We start from the raw sequence: 26171 nt of genomic DNA on the forward strand, positions 1-26171 counted from the left end.
GTAGTTAAAGATGAATACTAAGCTAACCCTTGGTTCACTTTTTGATGGTAGTGGAGGTTTTCCACTAGCTGCAATAAAATCTGGCATTAAACCTGTATGGGCATCTGAAGTTGAGCCATTTGCCATAAGAGTTACACAGAAAAACCTGCCTCAAGTTAAGCATTTAGGAGATATAAAAGATATTGATGGAGGAGAAATTACTCCAGTAGACATAATATCTTTTGGCAGCCCTTGCCAAGATTTATCTATCGCAGGTAAAAGAGATGGTCTTAAAGGTTCTAAATCTAATCTATTCTATGAGGCAATAAGAATAATAAAAGAAATGAGGTGTAAAACAGGTGGAAAATATCCACGATATATCCTATGGGAGAATGTACCAGGAGCCTTTTCCTCTAACAAAGGAGAAGACTTTAGATGCGTCCTTGAAGAAATTACAAGAATTAAAAATTCCAGCGTATCAATATCTAAAGCTAACAAGTGGAAGTATGCTGGAGAAATCATGGGAGATGAATTTTCCATTGCTTGGAGAGTCCTTGATGCTAAATACTTTGGAGTGCCCCAACGAAGGAGAAGAATCTTTCTTGTCGCAGATTTTGGAGGAAGAGGTGCCAGAGAAATATTATTTGACACCAAAAGCCTGCCAAGGGATTTTAGAAAGAGCAAAGAGGAAGGGGAAGGAAATTCCAAAACCACTAAAGGAGGCCTTAATAAAACAATCTGCCTAAATGACCAAGGTGGAGAAAGGATGGATGTATCTGAAGAAATTACAGGAACAATAAGAGCAAAAGCAGGAAATCCTCCTCTTGTTTATGATATAAGACAAACTTCTAAAAATACTAAAAATGAAAGACATAATATTTACGAGTGTGACGTTTCAAGAACAATCGACACATCGGGGAATACTCCTACAAGAAATCAAGGTGGAGTTGCAATAGTTGAAGATATCTATTCTATGAGTAAAAATTCTCATTTTACAAAAGCAGACAAGAATATATCATCTTCTTTAGTTGCCACTGATTATAAAGACCCTCCACTTGTTAATCAGAGACTTGTAAGAAGATTAACACCAAGAGAATGTGGAAGACTACAAGGGTTCCCAGATTACTGGTGTGATAACTTAGAAATAGAAAATCCAACAGACGAAGACTTGGCCTTTTGGAGAGAAGTTTTTGATAAGGACGCAGAAATAAATGGTCTTAAAAAGAAGAAAACAGATAAGCAGATATTAAAGTGGCTTAAAAATCCTCATACCGATTCAGTAGAATATAAAATGTGGGGCAATGGAATTGCTCTTCCATGTGCTATATATATTTTTAAAAGGCTTGTAAATATTGAAAAATAGGCAATAGAGGACTTGACTAATCCTCTCTTATACGGGAATATGTGTATAACAAAAGAAGAGAAGGAGAGAAACCATGAAACAAGAAATTTTAGAAAGATTAGAAACAGAAGTTAAGGCTTGCAAAAGATACGCAGAAAACGGAGTAAAAAAGGCGAAAGAAGGAAAGATTGGCCTAGCAATTAACTTTTTAGACATAGCACAAACAGCAAAGAAATGTGCCAACCAAGCTCACGAAGACATTTGGGAAGTATCACAAGGAAAGCTAACGGATGAAGAATTTGAGCTTTTTGCAGAAGCAGAAACCTTAGACAGAGAACTTCAAAGAGCCTACGAAGAAATAAAGAGAGCGAGAAAATAAAATGACAACTTTTGAAAGAGACTATAAAGACGCAAAAGAAGGCAATGGAGTAGAAGTTCTTAAGAGAAGACAAGCAGAGCTTAAAAAGTTAGATAAAGAACTAAGGTATTGTAGAAATAATTTTAGAGCAGAATGTATTTTTCAAGAGATTCAAAAGAAAAAAGCGGAATACAGAAAAATAGATGAGTTATTTTAATAAAGAGACAAAAGAGCAAAGGCTCTATTTGTCGTAGGAGAAACTAGCTGATGGCTAGTATTTTTTATGACCTAACCCAAAATCTATGATTTTGATGGTAGGTCAGATGTCGCTTTGTTTCAAATCTATGATTTGTCAAAAAGCGACTATGCCCATTTTTACAGGAAGGAGGATTAATAAAAAATTAAAAAATTACAAGCCTACAAAGTTCATGCTGGACTCATCTCACTATGATAAAAATAAAGCAGATTATGCGGTCACCTTTATAGAATGCCTAAAACATACGAAAGGTAGATGGGCAGGTAAAGACTTCAAGCTTATTGATTGGCAAGAAGAAATAATAAGAGACTTATTTGGCATTGTAAAAGATACAGGATATCGACAATTTAATACAGCCTATATTGAAATACCAAAGAAGATGGGAAAGTCTGAACTTGCAGCTGCTGTAGCGCTCCTCCTTACTTGTGGCGATGGAGAAGAAAGAGCAGAAGTTTATGGATGTGCTGCTGATAGACAACAAGCAACCATTGTCTTTGATGTTGCAGCTGATATGGTAAGGATGAGCCCAGCCCTATCTAAAAGAGTAAAAATTCTAGCATCTCAAAAGAGAATGATATATAAGCCGACCAATTCTTTCTATCAAGTTTTATCTGCAGAGGCGTATTCTAAACACGGCTTTAATATTCATGGTGTTGTTTTTGATGAACTTCATACTCAACCTAATAGAAAGCTATTTGATGTAATGACAAAAGGGTCTGGTGATGCGAGAACTCAACCTCTATATTTTCTCATAACAACTGCTGGAACGGATACTAAATCAATCTGCTATGAGACTCATCAAAAGGCAGTTGACATACTTGAAGGAAGAAAAACTGATTCTACTTTCTATCCTGTAATCTATGGAGCAGACAGAGAAGATGATTGGACAGATGAAAAAGTATGGCATAAAGCGAACCCATCTCTCGGAATTACAGTTCCAATAGAAAAAGTAAGGCAAGCCTGTGAATCGGCTAAGCAAAATCCAACTGAAGAAAATGCTTTTAGGCAACTAAGGCTTAACCAATGGGTCAAACAAGCAATTAGGTGGATGCCTATGGAAAAATGGGACCTATGTAATTTTGCTGTTAATGAAAAAGAACTAAAAGGCAGAGTTTGCTATGGTGGTCTTGACCTATCAAGCACAACGGATATTACAGCTTTTGTTTTAGTCTTTCCTCCAATAGACGAAGATGGTAAGTATCAAATATTACCTTACTTTTGGTTTCCAGAAGACAATCTCGATCTAAGAGTAAAAAGAGACCATGTAAACTATGACCTATGGAAAAAACAAGGCTATATTATGACAACAGAAGGAAATGTAGTCCACTATGGGTTTATAGAAAAATTTATAGAAGACTTGGGTGAGATATATAACATACGAGAAATTGCCTTTGACAGATGGGGAGCAGTTCAGATGGTACAAAACTTAGAAGGAATGGGTTTCACAGTTGTTCCTTTTGGTCAAGGATTTAAAGACATGTCTCCGCCAACAAAAGAATTAATGAAACTAACTCTCGAAAGAAAAATAGCCCATGGAGGTCATCCAGTTCTAAGATGGATGATGGATAATATTTTTATACGAACAGATCCTGCTGGAAACATAAAGGCAGACAAAGAAAAGTCTACAGAAAAAATAGATGGTGTAATTGCTACAATAATGGCTCTTGATAGGGCAATAAGGTGTGGTAATGATACAAGTGAATCTGTTTATGATGAGAGGGGTCTTATCGTATTTTAGAAATAAAAAATAGTGATATAATAAAATATATAAAACAGGTGGGTAAATAGTTATGATTTATGATATAAGAAATTCAGAATTAGCAATTGAAACTTTAATAAATTTAACAAATGTACCAAAAAATGTTTGGATAAATAGTTCCAGAGATGTAAAAAAAACTGATTATACTCAAATCGTTGAATGGCTAATCAATGAATATAGAATTAAAGAGCTTAATTGTGATGATATAGATTTTATTTTTTCTCATATAACTACAAGTAACAATGGCTGTGAATCAATTAAAAAGTATGGATTACTGGATTTAAGAGAGTCTTATTTTTTAAAAGATTCTGAGTTGAGAAAAATGTTGGATTCTAATGGGATAGAAATTGATATAGAAAACAAATTACTAAAATATAAAAATAATACATTTAATATCAACTTTGAAATAGATTGTCCTTCAACAGATATAGTGGAAAAGTTAGCTTGGAAAATCGGATATAAATTTTATTTTGATTATAATATCTGTGGATTTTTAACTTTAGAGAATTCTGCTTATTCAGGGAACATACACAAGCGACCGGAAATATTATTGAATATAGATCAACTTTTGGATTTGCAATTATCAAAAAAGTGGACTAGTGAAACTATTGCATATGAAGTAGTAACAAAAGCAAGAGGAGATTTAATAGATAATGAAGGCAGCAACAACTCGAGATGGATAAGCTATTTATGTAAAGCGTATGATATTGCATTTTGTGGTCAAACAGAAAATATTATCCTTTTAAAAAGAGGAGTAAAGATACCAAAAGAAAATGTTTTGGAAATAAAAAAGTTTTCTAAGTGGAAATAGGTAAGAACTAAAGCATCTACATTAGTAGGTGCTTTTTTAATACCTACTTTTAGGAGGTGGTAATATAAACATTTTAAATTTAATATTTAAGTCGAGAGACAAACCTAAAGACGGGGAGAGGATATCTTCATCGTCTTTTTTATTTGGAAGGACAACAGCAGACAGGAATGTAAACGAATTTACTGCCATGCAAATGACAGCAGTTTATTCATGTGTGAGAGTTCTTGCTGAAACCTTAGCAGGACTTCCTCTCCACTTATATAAAAGAGGAGATTCAAACTCAAAGGAAAAAGCAAAAGACTATGCCATATATTTTCTTTTACATGACGAACCAAATACTGAGATGACATCCTTTGTATTTAGAGAAACACTGATGACCCATCTTCTATTGTGGGGAAATGCCTATGGACAGATTATTCGTAATGGAAGAAATGAAATCATAGGTCTATATCCTCTTATGCCAAACAAGATGACTGTTATGCGAAGTGAAGATGGAGAAATATTTTATAAATACAATCACAAATCAGAAGAAGTTTATCTTTTAAAAGAAGATGTCCTTCATATACCAGGACTTGGTTTTGATGGTCTTATTGGATACTCGCCAATTACCATGGCAAAAAATGCAATTGGTATGGCTATGGCTTGTGAAGATTATGGAGCGTCATTCTTTCAAAATGGAGCACAACCAGGTGGAGTTTTAGAGCATCCAGGTATTATCAAAGACCCAGAAAGAGTAAGGGAGTCATGGAATGCAGCCTTTCAAGGGCCTAAGAACGCCAACAAAGTGGCTGTACTTGAAGAAGGGATGAAGTATCAATCGATAGCCATTGCGCCAAGTGAATCCCAATTTTTGGAAACAAGAAAGTTTCAGTTAAATGAGATAACAAGAATATTTAGAATACCACCTCATATGATTGGAGACTTGGAGAAGTCGTCATTTTCAAATATAGAACAGCAGTCACTTGAGTTTGTTAAATACACTCTTGACCCTTGGATTGTTCGTTGGGAGCAATCCTTGGAAAGAGCACTACTAACAAAGAAAGAAAAGGAATCCTACTTTATTAAATTCAATCTTGATGGACTTCTAAGAGGAGACTATGAATCAAGGATGAATGGATATGCTGTAGGAAGACAGAATGGTTGGATGAGTGCAAATGACATAAGAGAGTTAGAAAATCTAGATAGGATATCAGCTGAAGAAGGTGGTGACTTATATCTTGTAAATGGAAATATGCTACCACTTAATAAGGCAGGTAGTTTTTATCAGCAGAAAGGAGAAGAAATAAATCCTAATGAAGAACAATAAAATATTTTGGAACTGGAAAAAGGATTCAAATGAACTCTATATAGATGGAGTAATTGCAGAAGAGTCTTGGTTTGATGATGAAATCACTCCAAGGCTCTTTTTTGAGGAATTAAAAAATAAAAGTGGAGACATAACTGTGTGGATCAACTCCCCTGGTGGTGATTGTATAGCTGCATCGAGAATTTACACCATGCTTTTAGAGCACAAGGGAAATGTGACTATTAAGATTGATGGGCTTGCAGCATCAGCAGCATCTGTCATTGCCATGGCAGGAACTGAAGTATTGATGAGTCCAACATCATTAATGATGATTCACAACCCTTTAACTGTAGCTATTGGTGACTCAAAAGAAATGCAAAAAGCTATAGATATGTTAAAGGAAGTTAAGGAATCAATCATCAATGCTTATGAGATTAAGACAGGTTTATCCAGAGAAGAGATTTCTAATCTTATGGATGGAGAAACTTGGTTTGATAAGAACAAGGCCATTGAGATGGGTTTTTGTGATGGAACTCTCACTGATAAAAGAAAAGATGAAAAAGTTACGAACATGGTCTTTTCAAGACGAGCAATTACAAACTCGCTATTAACAAAGATAAATAAAGAAGTGAAGACTCACTCAATGAGTGAAGTAGAAGAAAGACTAAATAATATTAAAAATACTTGGAGGTAAAGATATGAACTTAAAAGAATTAATGGAAAAGAGAACTAAAGCTTGGGATGAGGCAAAGGCATTTGCTGAATCTAAGAAAGATGAAAATGGTCTAATGTCTGATGAAGACTTTAAGACATATGAAGAAATGGAAAGAACTATCGAGAATTATACTCGTGAAATTGAAAGAAAGAAGAGGGAAGAAGAAATGGATAAATCCTTAGAAAAACCTACAACTCAAGCATTAATAAATGAACCTGCTACTTTTAATGAAGACGAAAAACCAATGAGAGCAAGAAATATCTATAAGAAGTCTATGATGAAGGCATTAAGAACTAACTTTAGAGATATTTCCAATGAATTAAAAGTTGGTACAGATGAAAGTGGTGGATATTTAGTTCCAGAAGAAATGGAAACAGATATTGTAAATGGACTTGAAGATGAAAATATTGTAAGAAAATTAGCTACAAAAGTTCAAACTTCTGGACTTCATAAAATTAACATTGCAGCTACAAAGCCAGCAGCCCTATGGGTAGAAGAAGGTGGTCAACTTACCTTTGGAGATGGCACATTCGATCAAGTATCTCTTGATGCACATAAACTCCATGTTGGAATTAAAGTTACTGAAGAACTTCTCTATGATGCAGCCTTTAATTTAGAAAAATACATCACTGAAGAATTTACTAGAGCGTTAGCAAATGCTGAAGAGGATGCTTTCTTAAATGGTGATGGAGTAAACAAGCCTACAGGAATTTTTGACTCTAAAAAAGGTGGAGAACTTGGAGTAACAACAAAGGCTCAAACAATTACTGCAGATGAACTGATTGATTTAGTCTACTCCTTAGACAGACCTTATAGAAAGAAAGCAGCCTTTATTTTAAATGATGCAACAGTTGCTCAAATTAGAAAACTTAAAGATGTTAATGGTGCATATATTTGGCAACCATCACTTAAAGATGGAGAACCAGATAGGCTTTTAGGATATCCTGCCTATACATCTGCCTTTGCTCCAAAAGCTGATAAAGGAAAATTGGCAGTAGCCTTTGGAGATTTTTCATATTACAAGATTGGAGATAGGGGAAATAGGTCATTCCAAGACTTAAAGGAACTATTTGCTGGTAATGGCATGGTTGGTTTCTTAGGTAAAGAAAGAGTAGATGGAATCTTAGTTTTAAGAGAAGCAGTTAAACTTTTAAAAATCGGTGCTACTGCCTAAGGAGTAGATTATGATTACTCTTGAAGAGGCAAAGTCCTATTTAAGGGTGGATTTTGATGACGAGGATGAGATGATTGAATCTCTCATCCAATCATCAATAAAGCACTCCATTGGAGGTAGCCAGGGTTGATAGTGAGGAAGAACTTTCTAAAAATCCAAATGGAAAGATAGCTGTCTTATATATGACTGCTTATCTTTATGAACACAGAGAAGAGGCGGATTATTCTGAGCTAAACTTAACTCTAAGGGCTTTATTATTTGGAATGAGAAAGGCTGAATTCTAATGAAGATATCGGATTTAAATAGAAAAATAACCTTTCAAAATAAAAATGTTGCGGTAGATGAAATTGGTAACCATAAATCGGTATGGGCAGATTATCTAGAAACATCAGCCTATATATCTTTTCAAGGTAAAGGAGAAGAAGTTTTTCTTGGGATGGAAGTAGACAGGTTAGATATTTCTTTTACTGTAAGATTTCAAAATAGGTTAAAGAATATTAATACTTCAGATTACAGAATTCTATTTGCTGATGAAAAGTACAATATCATCTCAATTGACTTTATGAACTACAAAAACAGATTTATAAAGTTTAGGTGTAGGAAGGTGAGTAGATGAATGTAAAAATTGAAAACCTAGCCAGTGAAATAATGAAAGGCTTAGAAGAATATTCTGATATGGCAACAGATGAAGTCAAAAAGGAAGTCAAAAAAGCTGGCAGCAATATTAGAAAAGATATACAAGAAAATGCACCTGTAGGAGAAACAAAGAAATATTCTAAATCTTGGTCTGTAAAAACTATGAAAGAAACTTCGAACTCAATAGAACTCATAGTTCACTCAAGAAATAGATACCAGCTGGCTCATTTACTTGGAAAAGGACACGCTCTAAGACAAGGAGGAAGAGTATCTGCTAAGCCTCACATTGGACCAGCTGAGGAGAAAGGAGTCAGGGAATTGGAAGAAAATATTATGAGGAAACTAAACGATGGTTAGGTTATTAAAGATAATTGAAGATATAGGACTTCCCTTTGCATACTCGCACTTTGCTGAGGGAGAAAGTCCAGACCCACCATTTATGGTTTATCTATTTCCAAAGAATAAACACTTTGGTGCAGATGGAGTAGTCTTTTATAAAAGCACCCAGATAGACTTAGAACTATACACCGATAAGAAAGATTTAAAATTAGAAGAAAAGATAGAAGAGACACTTGATAGAGAAAAAATCTATTATGAAAAATCTGAAGTTTGGATTGAATCAGAAAGACTCTATGAAGTTCTCTATGAATTTACTATGGAGGTAAAAAATGGCTAATAAAGTTAAATTTAATATTTGTAATGTACACTACGCTCTCTTTGATAAAGCCGAAGAGGGCGTTATTAAATATAAGACGCCAGTGCCAATGCCTGGTGCTGTTTCAATTTCATTAGATCCTAATGGAGAGCCTGAAAGCTTTTATGCAGATGGAATTGAATACTACACTATTTCAAACAACATGGGATATGACGGAGATTTGGAAATCGCTCTTATTCCAGAATCTTTTAGGACTGATGTTTTGATGGAAAAATCAGATTCTAATAAAGTTCTATAATAAAGTTCTAATTGAATCTTCAAATTCTGAAACTGCTAACTTTGCACTTCTTTTTGAGTTTGACGGTGACCAAAAGAAAATCCGTCACGTCATGTATAACTGCTCAGCAGCAAGACCAACCCTTGAAGGAGAGACTAATGAAGAATCAAGAGAAGTTCAACCAGAAACCTTATCTATTCAATCAAGACCACTTCCAAATGGAAATGTAAAGGCTAGAACAGGTGAAGAGACTACGAAGGAAACTTATGATGGTTGGTATAAGTCAGTCTATATGCCAACAGAAACTACAGTAACACCTTCAAGAGCAAGTGTTGGAGGTAAATAAATATGGCGTTAACCAAGAAAATTCAAATCGATGGACAAGATGTTATTTTCCGTGCCTCAGCAGCTATTCCAAGAATTTATAGATTGAAATTTGGTCGAGATATTTTCAAAGACTTGATGGAATTAGAAAAGTCCATGAAGAAAAACGATGAAGATAAATCTAACCTTGATATAGGCTCATTAGAACTATTTGAAAATATAGCCTATGTAATGGCAAAACATGGAGATAAATCTGTGCCAGATAGTCCAGAAGAATGGTTGGATAATTTCTCAACCTTTTCAATTTATCAAATTCTACCTCAGCTAATTGAGTTGTGGGGACTTAATATAAAGTCGGAAGAAGTTCCTAAAAAAAAGTAAGACCAATAGAAAGACCAATGACTACACCTTTGTTTTTACTAAGGGCAGTAGAACTTGGTCTTTCTGTTTCTGATTTATCTCTACTAACAATTGGACTTGTAAATGATATGTTCACAGAAAAGAATAATGACGACTATAAATACAAAGAAGTAGCTACACAAGAAGACTTTGATAAGTTTTAATCTTCAAGCTTAGCTACTCTTTTTTCAGCATCTTTATAGACTTTGGATTCGGCTCTTGCACCGATAATAATGACAAGAACTTCGTCATCTGATTTTTCCAATTTATAAACGATCCTAAGACCTGAACTCTTAAGTTTAATTTTCATAAGACCAGCAAGCTTAGAATCAGATAGGTTAGAAAGAGGCTTGCCATAGCCACCTTCAGTATTAGGAAGAGGATTTATTAAGATCCTCTTAAGTGCTTTATCGACAATTTTTCTTTGAGATCCATCTAAGGCTTTATAGTCTTGGATGGCTTCTTTTATAAAGGATAGTTTATAGTTCATTCGATTTCGTCCTCATCAAGAGGAGAGACTTCATTTAAATCGATATGGAAGGCTTCTTCAAATTCATCTTGAGAAATTAAATCGGATTTATCCATTGATGACATCCTTGTATTGGCAAGCATAAGATCTCTTGCATCTTCGAGCTCATCAATGAGTTTCGTATATTCATCAGGGGAAACAAGAATGCACTCAGGAGTGTTGTTCTTTAATACGACCTTAGAACCGTTCACTTTGACATCATCGAAAATACGTCCAGCTAGGCCTCGATTAAATTCAGAAATGGATACAGTCTTGTTGGATAATTCTTTTACAAAATTCATACTTATCACCTCAAGATAAGTATAGCAGAAATCGATAAAAACATCAATAAAAATACTGATAAATATATCTGTAAAGAGGAGATGAGATATTGGCAAATAGAATAAAAGGGATAACTGTTGAGATTGGTGGGGATACTACCAAATTGCAGACTGCACTAAAACAAGTTAATACGGAGATTAAACATACTCAGTCTGAACTTCGTGATGTCAATAAACTTCTTAAACTTGATCCTGGCAACACTGAACTTATCTCACAAAAGCATAAGCTATTAGGACAGACCTTAGAAGAGACAAAGAATAAACTAACATCATTAAAAGAGGCACAAAAACAAGCTGAACAGGCTCTTGCAGAAGGTAAGATTTCGGGGGAGCAATATGATGCCCTTAAACGAGAGATTATTGAAACAGAACAAGCCTTAAAGTCTCTAGAAAGACAAGGGGCAACTACTAATCAAACTCTTCAAAACATAGCTATTATTGGAGAAAAATGGCAAAACACAGGGCAAAATATAGAAAATGTAGGAAGAAAAATGATGCCAGTATCTCTTGCGGTAGCAGGTCTTGGGGTAGCGGCTGTAAAGACTGCTTCAGATTTTGACTCTGGTATGTCAAAGGTAAAAGCAGTATCTGGTGCAACAGGGTCTGACTTTGATGCCCTAAGGGAAAAGGCTCGTGAAATGGGAGCCAAGACCAAGTTCTCAGCATCTGAAGCGGCAGAGGCTATGAACTACATGGCCATGGCTGGTTGGAAAAGTAAAGACATGATTGGTGGTATTGAAGGAGTCATGAACCTAGCTGCAGCTAGTGGTGAGGATTTAGCTACTACTTCAGACATCGTTACAGATGCCCTTACAGCCTTTGGTTTAAAAGCCGAAGACTCTTCTCACTTTGCTGATGTTCTTGCTGCTGCGTCATCTAATGCAAACACCAATGTTTCATTAATGGGTGAAACCTTTAAATATGCTGCACCTATTGCTGGGACACTTGGATATTCAGTTGAAGATACAGAAGTCGCTATTGGTTTAATGGCTAACGCAGGAATAAAGGGTTCACAAGCAGGTACAGCTTTAAGGTCTGGACTAACAAGACTCGCATCACCAACTAAAGAAGTTATTAACGGAATGTCTATGTTAGGCTTATCTATTGAAGATGTACAGGGGCTTTCACTTGATGAGACTCTAAGCACATTTAGAGTTGCCTTTGCTAATTTAGACGGAACCCAAAAAGCACAAGCAGCATCCATGATATTTGGTAAAAATGCTATGTCTGGAATGTTGGCAATTATAAATGCCAGTGAAAAAGACTACAACAGTTTGAGTGATGCCATATATAACGCAGATGGAACAGCAGAAAAAATGGCTGCTACTATGCAGGATAACCTGGCTGGTCAATTAAAGATCCTACAATCTGCCTTAGAAGAATTAGCCATATCTTTTGGAGAACTTTTAATGCCTGCTGTTAGAAAAGCAGTAGATATATTAACAAAATTGGTAAATGGACTTAATGCACTTCCAGGACCAGTAAAAGGTATTATTGCAGGTATCGGTCTTTTTATAGCTGCTCTTGGACCTGTACTTATGATTGTCGGAAAACTTATCTGGTCAATAGGAACTATTATGACCAAAGGACCTCTAATAGTAGGAGGAATAACTAAGATAGTTGGAATATTTACAGGTACACTTATACCAGCAATCACTGCAGTAGTATCAGCCATTGGTATAGTTCCTATTGCTATTGGTGCAGTAATAGCTGGCCTTGTTCTTTTATGGAAGAAGTGCGACTGGTTTAGAGAAGGGGTCATCTCCATATGGGAAACTATTAAGGAATCAACTGCTGCCATTTGGAATGGAATAAAAGAATTTTTCGTAAACCTATGGCAGGGAATATCAGAATCTTGGACAAGTACCTGGACTGAAATCACAAGTTTTCTATCAGAGTTTTGGTCTGGATTTATTGAAGGAGTTAAGACTACTTGGAAAGGCATCAAGGACTTCTTTGCCAATCTATGGAATGGACTTGCTGAAGGATGGAACAGTATATGGACATCTATAACAACTTTTCTAACTGAATCTTGGAATACCTTTATTGAGGGAGCCAAGAGTCTATGGCAAAGTTTAGGAGAATTCTTTACAAGTCTTTGGACAGAAATTCAAACTACTTTTACCAATGTATGGACAGCTATTTCAACTACAACTACAGAAGTATTTACAGCAGTTGGAGAGTTTATCAGGACTACTTGGGAAGGTATTAAGACTTTAATTTCAACCGTTCTTGATGCTATAAAGGTAAAAATAGAGACTATTTGGAATGGAATAAAAGAGTTTTTAACAACAGTCATTACTGCCATTGGGACATTTATTTCTACATCCTGGACCAATATAAAAACTACAATTGAGACTATCTTGACTTCTATTAAGACAGTCCTTGAATCAATCTGGAATGGGATAAAGACCTTTATCTCATCAACAATGAATAATATTAAAACCTTTGTTTCATCTGCTTGGAAATCCATAAAGTCGACCATTTCATCTGCAGTAAATACTGCAAAGTCAGCAGTATCGTCTGCATTTAATTCGATGAGATCAAGTATTTCATCGACCATGTCAAATATTCAGTCAACTATTAGAAATGGATTTAATAATGCGGTTAATCATATTAAGAACTTAGCATCTCAAGCTTATACATGGGGAGCCGATATGATTAATGGGATTGCAAGAGGGATTAGAAGTGCGATTAGCAATGTGACATCTGCTGTATCGAATGTAGCATCAACTATTAGGTCTTACCTGCACTTCTCTGTTCCAGATGTTGGACCTTTAACTGACTATGAATCATGGATGCCAGATTTTATGGAAGGCTTATCTAAGGGGATAGAAAAGAGCAGAAGACTAGTTCAATCTTCAATGGAAAATGTGGCAAGCGATATGGTTTTAAGTCCCAATATATCAGCTGTTGGTATGGTTGGATTTGATAAAGAATCTGCTGTAAGCGGTATTGATATAGGAAGACAAATATCCGATGCACTTGCAAATATCAATTTAAAATCTGAAAATACTGGAGACATAGTCATACCAGTTTATCTTGGAGGGACTCTCCTTGATGAAGTTATTGTCAATGCATCTATGCGTAAGAATTTAAGAAGTAGAGGTAGATAATGACCTAACCCAAAATCTGTGATTTTGTTGGTAGGTCAGATGCAGTCTCACCCAATGAACAAGGAGCAAAGCGACGTAGTGAATGGAGGTGTAGTCGTATAAATTGAAATATCAATCATATTTAATTATTGAAGGAGTAGACCTACCACTACCAAATTCTTATGATTTGGAGTTTAGAGATATAGAAGCAGATACTGGCGGAGAGACAGAGGCAGGTACTATTCAAAGGGATATTGTTAGAAACAAAGTAGCAAGTATTTCTGTAGGTTTTTCATGTAGTCCTAAGCTTGTGAAGATATTGAGTGGTCTTGCTAACAAGTCTAATCTTAAAGTTAAATTCTTAGATACAGAAACGTTGGAATTAAAAGAGACACAAATGTATATAGATAAGTTTCAAGTCAAATTAATAAAAGATACTTCTTATAAAGGATTGTGGGAAGTATCTTTTTCATTGGAGGAGTACTAATGTATCCAACAAGCAATGAATATAAAACAGTTATAAAAAAGAACTCTCGTAAATTTTACTGGACGGGAAATATCATCTTAAAAGATGAAACAATCATTCCATTTACCAATAAAGATATTCTTAAAGGGTCTGGATACATTCATCGTTCATGCTCTAGATCTTCTGAACTTGAAATAGGTACAGTTTATGCTGGAGAGTTTGGAATCAGTCTTTTTTCAGATATAGATAGGTATTCTCTAGAAGATTCAAAGCTAGAACTTTTTTATCATCAAGAATTAGAGAATAAAAAGATAGAAACCATACCAATGGGAATTTTTGATGTCACTGAAGCAAATAGGTCTAAGAAAATTTTAGAACTAAAAGGCTATGATTATATGCTTAGATTTGATAAGAATTTCCCAGTAACCGATACATTTGGTACAGCTTTTGAATTACTAAGTCTTTCATGTGAGAAGTGCAAGGTAGAACTAGGCATGACAGAAGATGAAGTAAAAGCTTTTGTAAATGGAGAGGAAGTTTTGGCAATTTATCAAGACCATGATATAGAAACTTACAGGGACTTTATTCATTATATAGCATCGACTCTTGGTGCTTTTGCTGGGGTTTCTCGTAATGGTAAGTTGGTTTTAAAGAAGTATGCAGAAAGCATATCAACTGAAATTAAAAAAAGAGAAAGATTTTCTTCATCAATATCAGATTTTAAGACAAGATATACAGCCATCAACTCAACAAATGCAAAGACTAAAATAGCTGAATACTATTCTTTAGAAAATGATGATGGACTAACTATGAACCTTGGAATAAATCCATTGATGCAATTAGGACTTCCAGAAAAAAGAAAAAGAATGTGTGAGGCTCTTCTTACTGAAATTTGTAAGATTCATCACACACCTTTTGATATGGTAACCATAGGAGACCCAAGTCTTGATGTTGGAGATAGGATAGCTATTTCTTACGAAGAAGAAAAGATTGAAGGGCTTATTACCGACATTGAATACAAGATAAATGGAAAGCACAGGATTTTAGGAGTTGGGAAGAATCCATACCTATCCAAGGCCAAAAGCAAGAATGATAAGAATATAGTAGGACTGTTAAATCAAATTGAATCTGAAAAGTTAGTAGTTCATGCCTATTCTAATTACTCTGCCTTTAGTCTTTCTACCACAGACACGCCAATAATTCGTATAGAATTTGCCTCCAATAAAGAAACGGAGGCAATTTTTAATGCATCTATCTTGTTAAATATCATCTGTGATACTGAAGAAAAAACTAGAAAGATATCAAGAAAGGTTAAGAAACAAGTAGAGGTTTTAAATAATGATGGAAAATCCTATGATCCTCCAAAGTTTGAAGAAAAAGAAGAAGTAGAGGAATTAGACTTTATTGAAAACATAGTAATACCAACAAGGCTTGTCATTACCTATATTTTTAATGATACGAAAATAGAACATCACATTCCAAAGGAAACCTACCTAAGTGGTGACCACATTTTAAATCTTTTTTATCCGTTAACTAAACTTCAGGAAAAGACGATGAACAACTTCTCGGTATTAATTAGGCTTGAGTCTGGTCAAGCAATGATTGGAAAAGATAATGCTATCGCAGCTATATCTGGTCAATCTCTAGGTTCTACAGAGGCTTGGGATGGAAAGCTTAAGATTGATGAATCTTGGAAGAAGATAGAACTTAGCCATTCATTCTTGATTAGAAAATTGAAGGCTGAATACAAAGTTGAAAGTCAAGTCCCAAGGTCACTAGTATTTGATGAAAAGGTAGGAAGATTTAAATATCAAGGATTGATGCTTGGAAAATATAAAGAAGAAATTACAACAGAATTTAAAGATAAGGAGGAGGAAGAAAATGCTCAAGGGTAAATCAGTCATTGAACTAACTGATGTGAGAACAAAAAAGAAGGAGATATATGAAGATGAAAACTTAATAACTAATGCAGTCCCAGATTTATTAAGGCTGAATCCATCAGGGCTTATGTATCCGATATTTAAAACCAATGCAGAGGAATACAAGGAAGAAATATTCCCAATAGCAAATAAGTGTTATGGGGGTATTTTATTATTTGAAGCTCCTCTCGATGAAAATTCAAATAAATATATAGCACCTGCAAATAATAAGATAATTGGATATGCATCGAATGATGTTAATTCAACAGATGCACCAAAAAGAGGCTCTGCAAATTTAACTGAATCTACTCCTATAGAAAACGGATATAAATTTGTTTGGGATTTTTCAACATCACAAGCAAATGGTAGAATATCGTCTCTTGCGTTAACTCATTACAGAGGAGGGAAATACTTCTACGGAGATGCTCATGGAAGAGATCCGTTCCTACTTTTAAATAAAACAAAAATGTATTCTGATAGAGTTATTACAGATATTTACCAAGGTTGTGTAGAATATGATATTGAAAACAGTACACTTATATCAATCTGGCCTAAGAATGAGACTTCTATAGAGATTGTCAAACTTAGAGAATCAATTACAGATATCGGTTTAAATGATCCAATATTTACAAAGGGAAATTATCAAGAAGAAAGAACGATTGTAGATGCAAAGGAGTTTTTTGACAAAGTATATTATTGGAAAGAAACATGTTTTTATAACGGACCAGATGATTATTGGTATGGATTTGGGACTAAGTACAATAAGTTAATAAGGATGAAGATTTCTAAAAAAGATTATTCTACTACTGTGGATGAATGGTCTTTAAATGACATTAGCTTATATAAACTTGGAGATTATAAGGACCAAGATTCTAGCTATTGCGAAAGGAGAGCATATAGCTGTATAAAGGACAGTTATCTATATGCTATTGGTGCTGGAAATGATTATAACTTGTTATATAAGATTAACATTAATAATCCTGTTGATATCAGCAAATTTGATCTAGAATATGATATTCAAAGAACTACTTATTCTGGAGAATATATGTATTTATTTAATTGGGGAGACTATATTCTAGGAAATAAATTTTCAATAAATAGGAATGATGAGATTATTCGTAGAGATGATAAAACAGAGTACGAAGGAAGGAGCATTCCGTATTTAATGTCTACACCTATTCAGTTAGACCTTTAATGCTTGGTTATGGAGGATATGAAAATTCGTTTTATAAACTATTATTTCTTCACACTCCATATCTTGGAACAATTAATAACTTATCAAGTCCAATATTAAAAACGGCAGACAAGACAATGAAAATAACTTATACATTAACTTAGGAGGAATAAAATGAACAAATTCTTTGAAATACTAAAAGTATGCTTTACAGCTATCGGAGGATGGTTGGGATTTTATCTTGGAAGTGTAGATGCTTTTATTTACACACTTCTTGCTTTTGTAATAGCTGACTATTTAACAGGGGTTTTAAGAGCAGGAGTTGAAAGAAAGCTATCCTCGTCCATAGGATTTAAAGGGATAGCAAAAAAGATTATGATTTTTATAGTTGTAGGTATCGCAAACCTATGTGATGTAAATTTAATTAAAGGTGATGGGACAATGATAAGAACAGCCATCATCTTTTTTTATATAGCAAATGAAGGGCTTTCTATCTTAGAAAACTCTGTGGCTTTAGGTATGCCAGTACCAGAAAAATTAAAAAGAGTATTAGAATAATTCAAGGAGGAAAAATAAATGAGTAATAGCCCATTAGTACAATCAACAATTCGCTCACCTAACCATAGTGGAAGAAGGAATCAAAAGATAACAAAAATAGCTATTCACCACGCAGCTGGAGTTATAAATAGTAGAAATCTTGCTGGAGTATTTGTGCTAAGGTCAAGACTAGCATCAGCTAACTACAACTTAGGTTCAGACGGAGTTATTGTTTTAGGGGTTGATGAATCTAACAGAGCCTGGACAACTTCATCTTCCTGGTGTGATAACCGAGCAGTCACAATTGAAGTAGGGAACTCTACGAGAGGTCCTCAGTGGTTAGTTTCTGATTATGTTTTAAATAGACTAATTGATTTAGTAACAGACATCTGTAGGAGAAATGGAATCTATCCTTGTACCTATACTGGAGGCAAAGATGGTGTACTTCAAAAACACGAATGGTATAAAAACACTAACTGTCCTGGTCCATATCTTGGCAGCAAGTTTCCATATATTGCAAGCGAGGTTAATAAAAGACTAAGAGGCGATAAGACTGTTAGTAAATCAGTAGGTGGACTATATAGAGTTAGAAAATTTTGGTCTGAGGTAAATAGTCAGAAAGGTGCATTTAAGAATTTAGATAATGCCAAAAGATGTGCTGATAGATTTAGATTAAAAGTATTCGATGCTAATGGTAAGATAGTTTATCCAAAAGATAAAACAATCGACCAATTAGCCAGAGAAGTTATAAGTGGAAAATGGGGAAATGGAGAAGAAAGAAAAAGAAGGTTAATCAATGCTGGATACGATTATTATGCTATTCAGAGGAGAGTAAATGAATTAATTTAATAGAAAAAATTATGCCTGTATCAACTTATGGTACAGGCTATTTTTTATTTCAAAACCTTTTAACGCTATTTATGTAGGGGTGTGCAAATAGAGTTTATAGTCGTTTTAAAAATCAAACATTAAATTGTATCAAAATAGTGAGAGTCTTAGATCCTCCCTATAATACGGGTTCGGACGGCTTTGTCTACCCTGATAATTTTCAGTTCAGTGTAGAAGAACTTTCTTTAAAAATTGGAATTACAGAAGAAGAAGCAGAAAGGATCCTTGATTTAGCAGGAAAAAGTACCCATTCTGCATGGCTTACCTTTATGTATCCAAGATTAGTATTAGCGAGAGATTTATTATCAGATGACGGGGCTATTTTTATTTCAATTGATGATAATGAACAGGCAAATTTGAAATTAATTTGTGATGAGATTTTTGGTGAGGAAAATTTTATTGTAGATTTAAAATGGGCAAACAAAGAAGGTGGGGGTTCTTCGGATTCGAAACTATTTAGAGTAAAAGATGAACATATATTAGTATATGGAAAACTAATAAATAATTTTGAAATTAGAGGTCTACCACCATCAAACATAGAACGATATAAGGAATCTGATGAATATGAACATACACGTGGAAAATATTATTTACAAAAACTTGGAATGGGTTCAATACAATATTCAGAATCCATGGATTATCCAATAACAATGGAAGACGGTACTATTCTATATCCTGAAGATAATAATTCCGGTAGAAAAGCCATTTGGCGTTGGTCAAAAGAAAAATACCAATGGGGGATTGAGAACGATTATATCGTATCAAAACAAGATAAGGAAGGGAACTGGGTTTTATACACTAAGCAATATCTAAATGCTGACAATAATGGGAATTTAATAGAAAGAACGCAAATTCCAATGGGAATAATTTCTCAATTTTCTAGTACACAGGGATCGAAGGAATTATCAAAATTAGGATTGGACGGATATTTTTCATACCCTAAACCTACATTTCTAATTAAATATCTAATTAATAGGATAACAGGGAATGAATTTACTTGTCTTGACTTCTTCTCAGGCTCTGCAACAACAGCCCACGCTGTTATGGAACTTAATGCCGAAGATAATGGAAAGCGTAAATATATTATGGTCCAGCTTCCGGAAAAGATTGAAGAAAATAAGCCTGCCTATAAAGCTGGCTATAGAACTATTTATGAAATCGGCAGAGCGAGAATTGAAAAAGCAGCACAAAAAATCAAAGAAGAAACAGGTGCAAATATGGACTATGGCTACAAACTCTACTATCTTGAAACTCCTGAAGAGAAAACTCTGATTGATCTTGAAAATTTTGAACCAGAAATTAAATTCCTTACGAAGGACATGATAAAAATATTTGATAATGAATACTCTTTAGGAAAAGAAAGTATACTCACTACTTGGCTTAATGAAGATGGCTATGGTTTAACGAAGAGTTCAAGCCCCTATATACTTGAACATTATTCAGCAGACTTAATTGAAAAATCTCTTTATATTATAGATGAAGGTTTAGAAGATGAAGATGTTATGACCTTGATTAAAAGAATTGAGAATGAAGAACTGGATATTACTAGGGTCGTTGCATATGTTCATTCGCTTCGTTTCAATGTTCTTCATGAACTGAGAAAAAATCTTAAGGTTTTAAGGAATAATAAAAATGTTTCACTCATTGAGAGGTTTTAATTATGAGCATTGAATTATCAATTTTACCTCATCAAGAAGACTTTTTAAAAGCTGTCAGGAAAGCCTTTGAAGATATTCGTGTAGTGGCGGGTGAAAATATCCATCAAAGTCCGGTGATCGATTTTGCGGACAACAAAATCAAAGAGAATATTAATGACTTGTGGAAGGGCTATGAAGATCTGCAAGCAATTCCAAGAATTTGGCGAACAAGAGATGATGAGGACTATTTAGGCATCGATATTCGCATGGAAACAGGCACGGGGAAAACTTATTGCTATACAAGAATGATGTATGAGCTTAATGAAATGTATGGATTTAATAAGTTTATTATTCTCGTCCCTTCAACTCCAATTAAAGAGGGCAGCAAGAGTTTTCTACAAGCAGATTATAGTAAAAGGCATTTTGCTGATCTTTATCCTAATAAAGCTCTTAATTTATCGGTATTAGAACCACAGAAAAAGACAAGGGGCAGGAAGATGTTTCCAGCAGCCATATCTGAGTTTGCTAGGGGAAGTAGTTTAGAGAAAAATCGCTTTTCTGTTTTACTCATGACCTCTGGTATGCTTTTGTCTAATGCAACTATGGCTAAAGATGATTATGATCAAACTATTTTAGGCAATTTCACCCAGCCCTATGAGACCTTGAGAGCAACAAGACCCATTGTAATCATTGATGAACCTCATCGATTTAAAAAAGAAAATCAAGCCTATAAAAGAATCCTTGAAGAGCTACAGCCACAATGCATTATTCGCTTTGGAGCTACTTTTCCCGACAAAAAGAAAAGCAAGGAAAAAGATTATAATAATCTTATTTTTAACTTAGGTGCAAGCCAAGCTTTTAATCAAAATTTAGTTAAGGGCGTGGAGACCTTTATGATTGATGCAGAAAAGGAAAAGGAAACTAAATTAAAGCTGATGGATTTCAAAAGAAGTCCTAAAGTGTGTACTTTTAGAGACGAGCAAACAAAGAAATCTCAAGAACTAGTCAAAGGAGGTGCTCTCTCCATATTTGGTGAAGAGTTCTCGGGAATTACCCTTGAAGAAATAGGTTCTACATCTGATGATTCGATAAAAAGCGGAGTAACTCTATCTAATGGTCAAATACTCGCAAAAGGTGACATTGTTTATGGGGGAATCTACACTGAAACCTACCAAGAACTTATGTTGAAGCAGTCCATCATCAATCACCTTAAGACAGAAAAAGAAAATTTCTTACGAGGCAATAAGATAAAGACTTTGAGTTTGTATTTTATTGATTCTGTCAGGTCTTACCGAGACGAAGGGGGCGAGCCGGGACATTTAAGAGTTAAATTTGAAAATATGTTATCGGCTGCTCTTAATAGGGAAATTAAATCGATAGCTAATAGGAAAGATCAGAGGTTGCAAGAATATAAATCTTATCTTGAATCTTCTTTAGAGGATATTTCAAAAACAAATGGAGGATATTTTAGTGAGGACAACGCCAGTTCAGAAGAAGATATTCAAAATGAAGTGGATAAGATTTTAAGAGATAAAGACTTTTTATTGAATTTTCATGATGAAAAAGGCAATTGGAATACCCTGCGTTTTATTTTTTCAAAATGGACCTTAAAAGAAGGATGGGATAATCCCAATGTATTTCAGATTGTAAAGTTAAGGTCTTCAGGTTCAGAAATTAGCAAACTTCAAGAGGTTGGAAGAGGGCTTAGGCTTCCTGTCGATGAAAAGGGAAGAAGAATTGCAGATGAGCAGTTTTATCTAAAGTATTTAATCGACTATTCTGAAAAAGGTTTTGCAAGTAAGCTGCTTGGAGAAATAGAAGCGGATACACCGGAACAAAGCATGAATATTAAAAAATCTCTTGCTGAAATTGCAAAGATTAGGGGAAGTTCAGAAAACGAAATATTTAGCAAGATGCTTATGAAAGGCTACATTGACTTTGATGGAAATATTCAACCTGAAAAAATAGATGATTTATATGCAGATTATCCTGAAGCAGTGGCTGGACTTAAACCTAATAAGGTGATTGATGGGAATAAAAAGAAAAATTTTGTTAAGGTTAGAAAAGATAAGTTTAATGATATTAGTAAGCTATGGAAAACAATTAATCAAAAATATTATTTGAAATTTGAAGATATTCCTGAAGAAGAGTTAAGCAAGGCTCTTTATGATGTTTTAAATTCTGATATCTATAGAGACACGACCATAGATGTAAAAGCAAGAAGAACAGAATCTGTTGATGGGAAACTTGTACTTCGTGAGTATGTGGCAAACTATTACATTGTTGATGACAAAATAGCCTATGGAGATTTTCTTAAAGAAATGAATAGAAAGACAGGTATTTCTATAAACACGATTCACAGGACTTTGTGTAAATTTAACTACAAAGAAGGGGAAATCGACAGTCGCTTATTTACAAGGACTGGAATTACTTTAGCGGTAAGAGAATTTAATAAGTGGTTAGATGAAAAACTCTTGAAGAAGTTCTCATACAAAGCATTGGATGTTGATTCAAGAAAAACAAGCTTGACAGATTATAATGGAGATGTGCTAGATCAGGTCTATCAAGGTGTTTTAGGTATTCACAGAGACGACACTGCCCTTGTACCTAAAGGCTTTATTTATGATAGCGTTGTGTATGATAGTCCAAAAGAAAGAGAAACTTTATTGAAAAGTGATATAGATGAAGTCCTTGTCTTTGGGAAGATTCCTAGAAGATCTATTCAAATACCTTTATTTACTGGTGGAACTACAAGCCCGGACTTTATGTATGTTATCAATTCAGAAAAGGGGGATTATGAAATTAATTTTATTGTTGAAACCAAGGATATGGATGATGATAAAGGACTAAGGCGTGGCGAAGAATACAGGATTAAGTCGGCAGAGAAGTTCTTCCAAACATTGAAGGAAGAAGGTTTAAATGTTGTATTTAAGAAACAACTTAAAAATGATGATATCGTAGCTATGATCAAGGGAATTAAATTAATTAAATAGCATTATAAAGGCTGTGAGTTTGAATGCTCATAGCCTTTTGCCACCTAAGGATCCATCAAATTAGTTTTCTCAAATCCTAATTCAATTAGGTTTTAGTGTTCTTTAACAGGATTTTTATGGAGTAACCTTTGGAATTAAAGATTTAATAATAAAATATTTCGTAAATAACAGAGCTATAGTAAAAAATAATTATATAATTTACATTATGTAAATAATAATTTTACAATTCTCTGTTAAATTATAGTTAAATAATCTTATAGGAGGAATAAATGAAAAGGTTAAAGAAGATTTTAGCGGCGACACTTGTAGTAGCAACTCTTGTACCAAGTTTTGTCTTTGCTGATAAGAAAGACTATGGGAGTGCAAAAAATGTAATCATAATGATACCAGATGGAATGAGTGTTGAAGCACTTACAACTGCAAGATGGATGACTGAGGACAAAAAATTTGTAATGGATGATTTGGCAACTGGTCTTGTAAGAACTAATAACTCAAACACTCCAATTGCCGACTCTGCACCAGCAGGTACAGCGATGGCAACTGGTATAAAGACGGAATCACCTTTCGTGGGATGTTACCCAACTAAGGGAGGAATGCCAGGGGCTATTGAAATCGAAAAAGATAGAGAAAAACAACCAATAGCAAATGTACTTGAAGGTGCTGAAAGAAGTGGAAGATCTACTGGGATTGTTTCAACTTCAAATATTCAACACGCAACACCAGCTGATTTTTCTGCACACAATCCTGACAGGAATAATTACGAAGACCTTGGCGAACAACAAGTATATCAGGGAATGGAAGTTGTTCTAGGTGCAGGCAGTATGTATTTATCTAAAGAAAGTAGAAAAGACAAAGAAGACCTTATTTCTGAAATCAAAAATAAAGGCTATGATTATTTTGATACACTAGAAGGAATGAAAGCTTCAAAGGGCGACAAAATTTGGGGACTATTCGAAGATAAATCCTTTCCCTATGAAATAGAAAGAGATAAGGCTAATAAACCATCACTAGCAGAAATGACAGACAAGGCTTTAGAAGTTCTTTCAAAAAATGACAAGGGATTTTTCTTGATGGTAGAAGGTTCAGAAATCGACTGGGCAGCTCACTCAAATGATCCCGTTGCACTTGTTCACGAGATAAAAGCCTTTGATGATGCAGTAAAAGTTGCAAAGGACTTTGCAGACAAAAATAAGGACACAGTAATTGTGATTGCAGCAGACCACGGAACTGGCGGAATAACTTTTGGATATAGAAATATAACTAAAGGATATGACAAAGCACCTTTAAATGAATTTACAAACATAATTTCATCTGCAAAAGTTTCTGTAACAAAGGCAGCCGAAGAAGTTAAAGAAGACAAATCAAATATTAAAGAAGTTATGTATAAGAATTTTGGGATTGAAGATCTAAATGAAGAAGAACTAAATCTAGTAAAAAATGAAAAAGACACAGCATCAGCAATGGGAAGAATTATTTCAGCAAGAAGTCACATAGCATGGACAACTGGTGGACATGTAGGTGGAGATGTGGGTTTATATTCATACTCAACAGCAGAAGGTGCAGAAAGATTAATTGGAACGGTCCACAATTATGAAATAGGAAGGTATATAGAAGATTTACTTGACATCGACCTAGATAAACTAACAGAAGAACTTTACCAACCAATTAGAAAGGGATTCGAAGATAAAGGTGCAAAAGTTGAATTTAATGCAAAAGGTGCAAATGATTATGAAGCAATTGTAACAAAGGGCAATGACAAAATTATTTTCCCTGTATCAAAAAATTATGCAATTAAAAATGGCGAAAAAGTAGACCTTGGAGGACTTACAATTTACAGTACGAGATCAGTATATGTACCACAAAAAGCCTTTGAATTAGTAAAATAATAAAAAATTTCTACAAATAAATTTTAAAAAATCCAAATATTTGAAAACTATAATTAAATTTACAAATTACAAAAAAACTGCGGCTAATTTTATGATGTGTACCTATAAAACTGGACACAATATTTAATTAATAAGTTGTAGTGGATGCTAACCTATACCTTGTAGGTGGCATCCCTTTTGTTTTTGATTGAACTCTTTCGTTATTGTAATAATAGATATACTCATCTATTGCCTTTGAAAATTCTTCAAAAGAATTAGAACTCTTTTCATAAACATAATAATTTTATTTTTAATCTTTCAAAAAATGTTTTCATAATTGAGTTATCATAACAATTACTTTTTTTTGACAATGATTGTCTTATACCATGTTTTTTAAGTTCATTTACATAATATTTATGTTGGTATTACTAACATTGATCTGAGTGCAATATTAAGTTATTTAGTTTTGTAAAGGCCTATCTTCTTTAAAATTTCTATTTATTATAATATCAGCTACTTTGCCTATTTCGCCTTTATATGGGTGATATTTTCTCTAGATCTTTTTCCAAATAGTTTTAGTTAATGCATTATTTTTTGAACTTTTTTATGATTTATGACATAGCCTTGATTTAATAAATACATATACACTTTTCTTACTCCATATCTTCCTTTGTGTAAATTAAATAAAAGTATAAAAGTTATTTTAAAGCATTTTAGTTTTTAAAAATTTTATGATAAATATGAGAAAAAATAGCATAAAAGCGTTTGCTATGTTAAA

The 26171-nt window shown here is 34.1% G+C and carries 29 protein-coding genes and 1 pseudogene; 26 read left to right on the forward strand and 4 right to left on the reverse strand.

What is annotated here, in order from left to right; genetic code table 11:
- Positions 1–10 precede the first annotated feature (10 nt).
- The 17 genes from BIV18_RS06425 to BIV18_RS10660 all read left to right on the forward strand — a co-directional run bounded on the left by BIV18_RS06425 (position 11) and on the right by BIV18_RS10660 (position 10134).
- Positions 11–1342, forward strand: a complete 1332-nt coding sequence (locus tag BIV18_RS06425) for a DNA cytosine methyltransferase (protein WP_075659823.1) — start codon at positions 11–13, stop codon at positions 1340–1342.
- A gap of 73 nt (positions 1343–1415) precedes the next feature.
- Positions 1416–1700, forward strand: coding sequence for a transcriptional regulator (locus BIV18_RS06430; RefSeq protein ID WP_075659824.1), 285 nt, complete (start codon positions 1416–1418; stop codon positions 1698–1700).
- Position 1701: 1 nt separating this feature from the next.
- On the forward strand, positions 1702–1896 hold the full coding sequence (locus BIV18_RS06435; RefSeq protein WP_075659825.1) for a hypothetical protein: 195 nt from the start codon (positions 1702–1704) through the stop codon (positions 1894–1896).
- Positions 1897–2023: 127 nt separating this feature from the next.
- Complete coding sequence (locus tag BIV18_RS06440) at positions 2024–3673, forward strand: terminase large subunit (protein ID WP_235860808.1); 1650 nt, start codon at positions 2024–2026, stop codon at positions 3671–3673.
- 52 nt (positions 3674–3725) lie between these two features.
- Complete coding sequence (locus BIV18_RS06445; RefSeq protein WP_075659826.1) at positions 3726–4505, forward strand: hypothetical protein; 780 nt, start codon at positions 3726–3728, stop codon at positions 4503–4505.
- A 193-nt stretch (positions 4506–4698) separates the two neighbouring features.
- The gene (locus BIV18_RS06450) at positions 4699–5811 is read left to right on the forward strand and encodes a phage portal protein (protein WP_235860809.1); all 1113 of its coding nucleotides are present in this window, start codon (positions 4699–4701) and stop codon (positions 5809–5811) included.
- On the forward strand, positions 5798–6484 hold the full coding sequence (locus BIV18_RS06455) for a head maturation protease, ClpP-related (RefSeq protein ID WP_075659828.1): 687 nt from the start codon (positions 5798–5800) through the stop codon (positions 6482–6484). Before BIV18_RS06450 ends, BIV18_RS06455 begins: the two co-directional genes overlap by 14 nt.
- 4 nt (positions 6485–6488) lie before the next feature.
- On the forward strand, positions 6489–7679 hold the full coding sequence (locus BIV18_RS06460) for a phage major capsid protein (RefSeq protein WP_075659829.1): 1191 nt from the start codon (positions 6489–6491) through the stop codon (positions 7677–7679).
- A 10-nt stretch (positions 7680–7689) separates the two neighbouring features.
- Entirely contained in the window at positions 7690–7809 is a 120-nt protein-coding gene (locus tag BIV18_RS11545; protein ID WP_268875150.1) for a head-tail connector protein, read from the forward strand.
- Positions 7790–7963 carry a head-tail connector protein gene (locus BIV18_RS11550; RefSeq protein WP_268875151.1) on the forward strand — a complete coding sequence of 58 codons (174 nt, stop codon included), beginning with the start codon at positions 7790–7792 and terminating at the stop codon, positions 7961–7963. The genes BIV18_RS11545 and BIV18_RS11550 overlap by 20 nt, the downstream gene beginning before the upstream one ends.
- Positions 7963–8295: a phage head closure protein gene (locus tag BIV18_RS06470; RefSeq protein ID WP_075659830.1), complete on the forward strand. Its 333-nt coding sequence runs from the start codon at positions 7963–7965 to the stop codon at positions 8293–8295. Before BIV18_RS11550 ends, BIV18_RS06470 begins: the two co-directional genes overlap by 1 nt.
- Complete coding sequence (locus BIV18_RS06475; protein WP_075659831.1) at positions 8292–8672, forward strand: HK97 gp10 family phage protein; 381 nt, start codon at positions 8292–8294, stop codon at positions 8670–8672. Before BIV18_RS06470 ends, BIV18_RS06475 begins: the two co-directional genes overlap by 4 nt.
- On the forward strand, positions 8665–8991 hold the full coding sequence (locus tag BIV18_RS06480; RefSeq protein WP_075659832.1) for a hypothetical protein: 327 nt from the start codon (positions 8665–8667) through the stop codon (positions 8989–8991). The genes BIV18_RS06475 and BIV18_RS06480 overlap by 8 nt, the downstream gene beginning before the upstream one ends.
- Positions 8984–9268: a major tail protein gene (locus BIV18_RS11555; RefSeq protein ID WP_235860850.1), complete on the forward strand. Its 285-nt coding sequence runs from the start codon at positions 8984–8986 to the stop codon at positions 9266–9268. The genes BIV18_RS06480 and BIV18_RS11555 overlap by 8 nt, the downstream gene beginning before the upstream one ends.
- 10 nt (positions 9269–9278) lie before the next feature.
- Positions 9279–9593: a major tail protein gene (locus BIV18_RS11560; protein ID WP_268875189.1), complete on the forward strand. Its 315-nt coding sequence runs from the start codon at positions 9279–9281 to the stop codon at positions 9591–9593.
- 2 nt (positions 9594–9595) lie between these two features.
- A complete protein-coding gene (locus tag BIV18_RS06490) occupies positions 9596–9952 on the forward strand; it encodes a hypothetical protein (protein WP_002834869.1) in 357 nt (118 codons plus the stop codon).
- A gap of 17 nt (positions 9953–9969) precedes the next feature.
- Positions 9970–10134, forward strand: coding sequence for a hypothetical protein (locus BIV18_RS10660; RefSeq protein WP_004816339.1), 165 nt, complete (start codon positions 9970–9972; stop codon positions 10132–10134).
- Here BIV18_RS10660 and BIV18_RS06495 read toward each other — a convergent pair.
- Both BIV18_RS06495 and BIV18_RS06500 read right to left on the reverse strand, forming a co-directional pair.
- Complete coding sequence (locus BIV18_RS06495; RefSeq protein ID WP_049690779.1) at positions 10131–10460, reverse strand: type II toxin-antitoxin system RelE family toxin; 330 nt, start codon at positions 10458–10460, stop codon at positions 10131–10133. The two genes, BIV18_RS10660 and BIV18_RS06495, sit on opposite strands and share 4 nt — an antisense overlap.
- Positions 10457–10780: a type II toxin-antitoxin system Phd/YefM family antitoxin gene (locus BIV18_RS06500; RefSeq protein ID WP_019117841.1), complete on the reverse strand. Its 324-nt coding sequence runs from the start codon at positions 10778–10780 to the stop codon at positions 10457–10459. Before BIV18_RS06500 ends, BIV18_RS06495 begins: the two co-directional genes overlap by 4 nt.
- A gap of 89 nt (positions 10781–10869) precedes the next feature.
- On the opposite strand from BIV18_RS06500, the gene BIV18_RS06505 reads away from it, so the two are divergent.
- The 9 genes from BIV18_RS06505 (at position 10870) to BIV18_RS06545 (ending at position 25414) form a co-directional block, all read left to right on the forward strand.
- A complete protein-coding gene (locus BIV18_RS06505; RefSeq protein ID WP_075659833.1) occupies positions 10870–13935 on the forward strand; it encodes a phage tail tape measure protein in 3066 nt (1021 codons plus the stop codon).
- Positions 13936–14038: 103 nt separating this feature from the next.
- On the forward strand, positions 14039–14401 hold the full coding sequence (locus BIV18_RS06510; protein ID WP_075659834.1) for a hypothetical protein: 363 nt from the start codon (positions 14039–14041) through the stop codon (positions 14399–14401).
- Complete coding sequence (locus BIV18_RS06515; RefSeq protein WP_075659835.1) at positions 14401–16275, forward strand: hypothetical protein; 1875 nt, start codon at positions 14401–14403, stop codon at positions 16273–16275. The genes BIV18_RS06510 and BIV18_RS06515 overlap by 1 nt, the downstream gene beginning before the upstream one ends.
- Positions 16262–17494, forward strand: coding sequence for a hypothetical protein (locus BIV18_RS06520; protein ID WP_235860810.1), 1233 nt, complete (start codon positions 16262–16264; stop codon positions 17492–17494). Before BIV18_RS06515 ends, BIV18_RS06520 begins: the two co-directional genes overlap by 14 nt.
- 153 nt (positions 17495–17647) lie before the next feature.
- Positions 17648–18031 carry a phage holin family protein gene (locus BIV18_RS06525; RefSeq protein WP_075659836.1) on the forward strand — a complete coding sequence of 128 codons (384 nt, stop codon included), beginning with the start codon at positions 17648–17650 and terminating at the stop codon, positions 18029–18031.
- Positions 18032–18049: 18 nt separating this feature from the next.
- Entirely contained in the window at positions 18050–18859 is an 810-nt protein-coding gene (locus BIV18_RS06530; RefSeq protein ID WP_075659837.1) for an N-acetylmuramoyl-L-alanine amidase, read from the forward strand.
- A 137-nt stretch (positions 18860–18996) separates the two neighbouring features.
- Positions 18997–20556 (forward strand): site-specific DNA-methyltransferase, encoded by a 1560-nt coding sequence (locus BIV18_RS06535; RefSeq protein WP_075659838.1) that lies wholly within the window; start codon positions 18997–18999, stop codon positions 20554–20556.
- Positions 20557–20558: 2 nt separating this feature from the next.
- On the forward strand, positions 20559–23528 hold the full coding sequence (locus BIV18_RS06540; protein ID WP_075659839.1) for a type III restriction-modification system endonuclease: 2970 nt from the start codon (positions 20559–20561) through the stop codon (positions 23526–23528).
- A gap of 269 nt (positions 23529–23797) precedes the next feature.
- Positions 23798–25414 (forward strand): alkaline phosphatase, encoded by a 1617-nt coding sequence (locus BIV18_RS06545; protein WP_075659840.1) that lies wholly within the window; start codon positions 23798–23800, stop codon positions 25412–25414.
- A 127-nt stretch (positions 25415–25541) separates the two neighbouring features.
- On the opposite strand, the pseudogene BIV18_RS11440 reads toward BIV18_RS06545, so the two are convergent.
- Both BIV18_RS11440 and BIV18_RS11445 read right to left on the reverse strand, forming a co-directional pair.
- Positions 25542–25676: pseudogene (locus BIV18_RS11440) on the reverse strand (IS3 family transposase); the annotation flags it as partial.
- A gap of 296 nt (positions 25677–25972) precedes the next feature.
- The gene (locus BIV18_RS11445; RefSeq protein ID WP_144015225.1) at positions 25973–26095 is read right to left on the reverse strand and encodes an IS3 family transposase; all 123 of its coding nucleotides are present in this window, start codon (positions 26093–26095) and stop codon (positions 25973–25975) included.
- Positions 26096–26171: the final 76 nt, after the last annotated feature.

Origin of the sequence: Peptoniphilus grossensis, assembly GCF_001940285.1 — a bacterium.
Lineage (GTDB): Bacteria > Bacillota > Clostridia > Tissierellales > Peptoniphilaceae > Peptoniphilus_A > Peptoniphilus_A faecalis.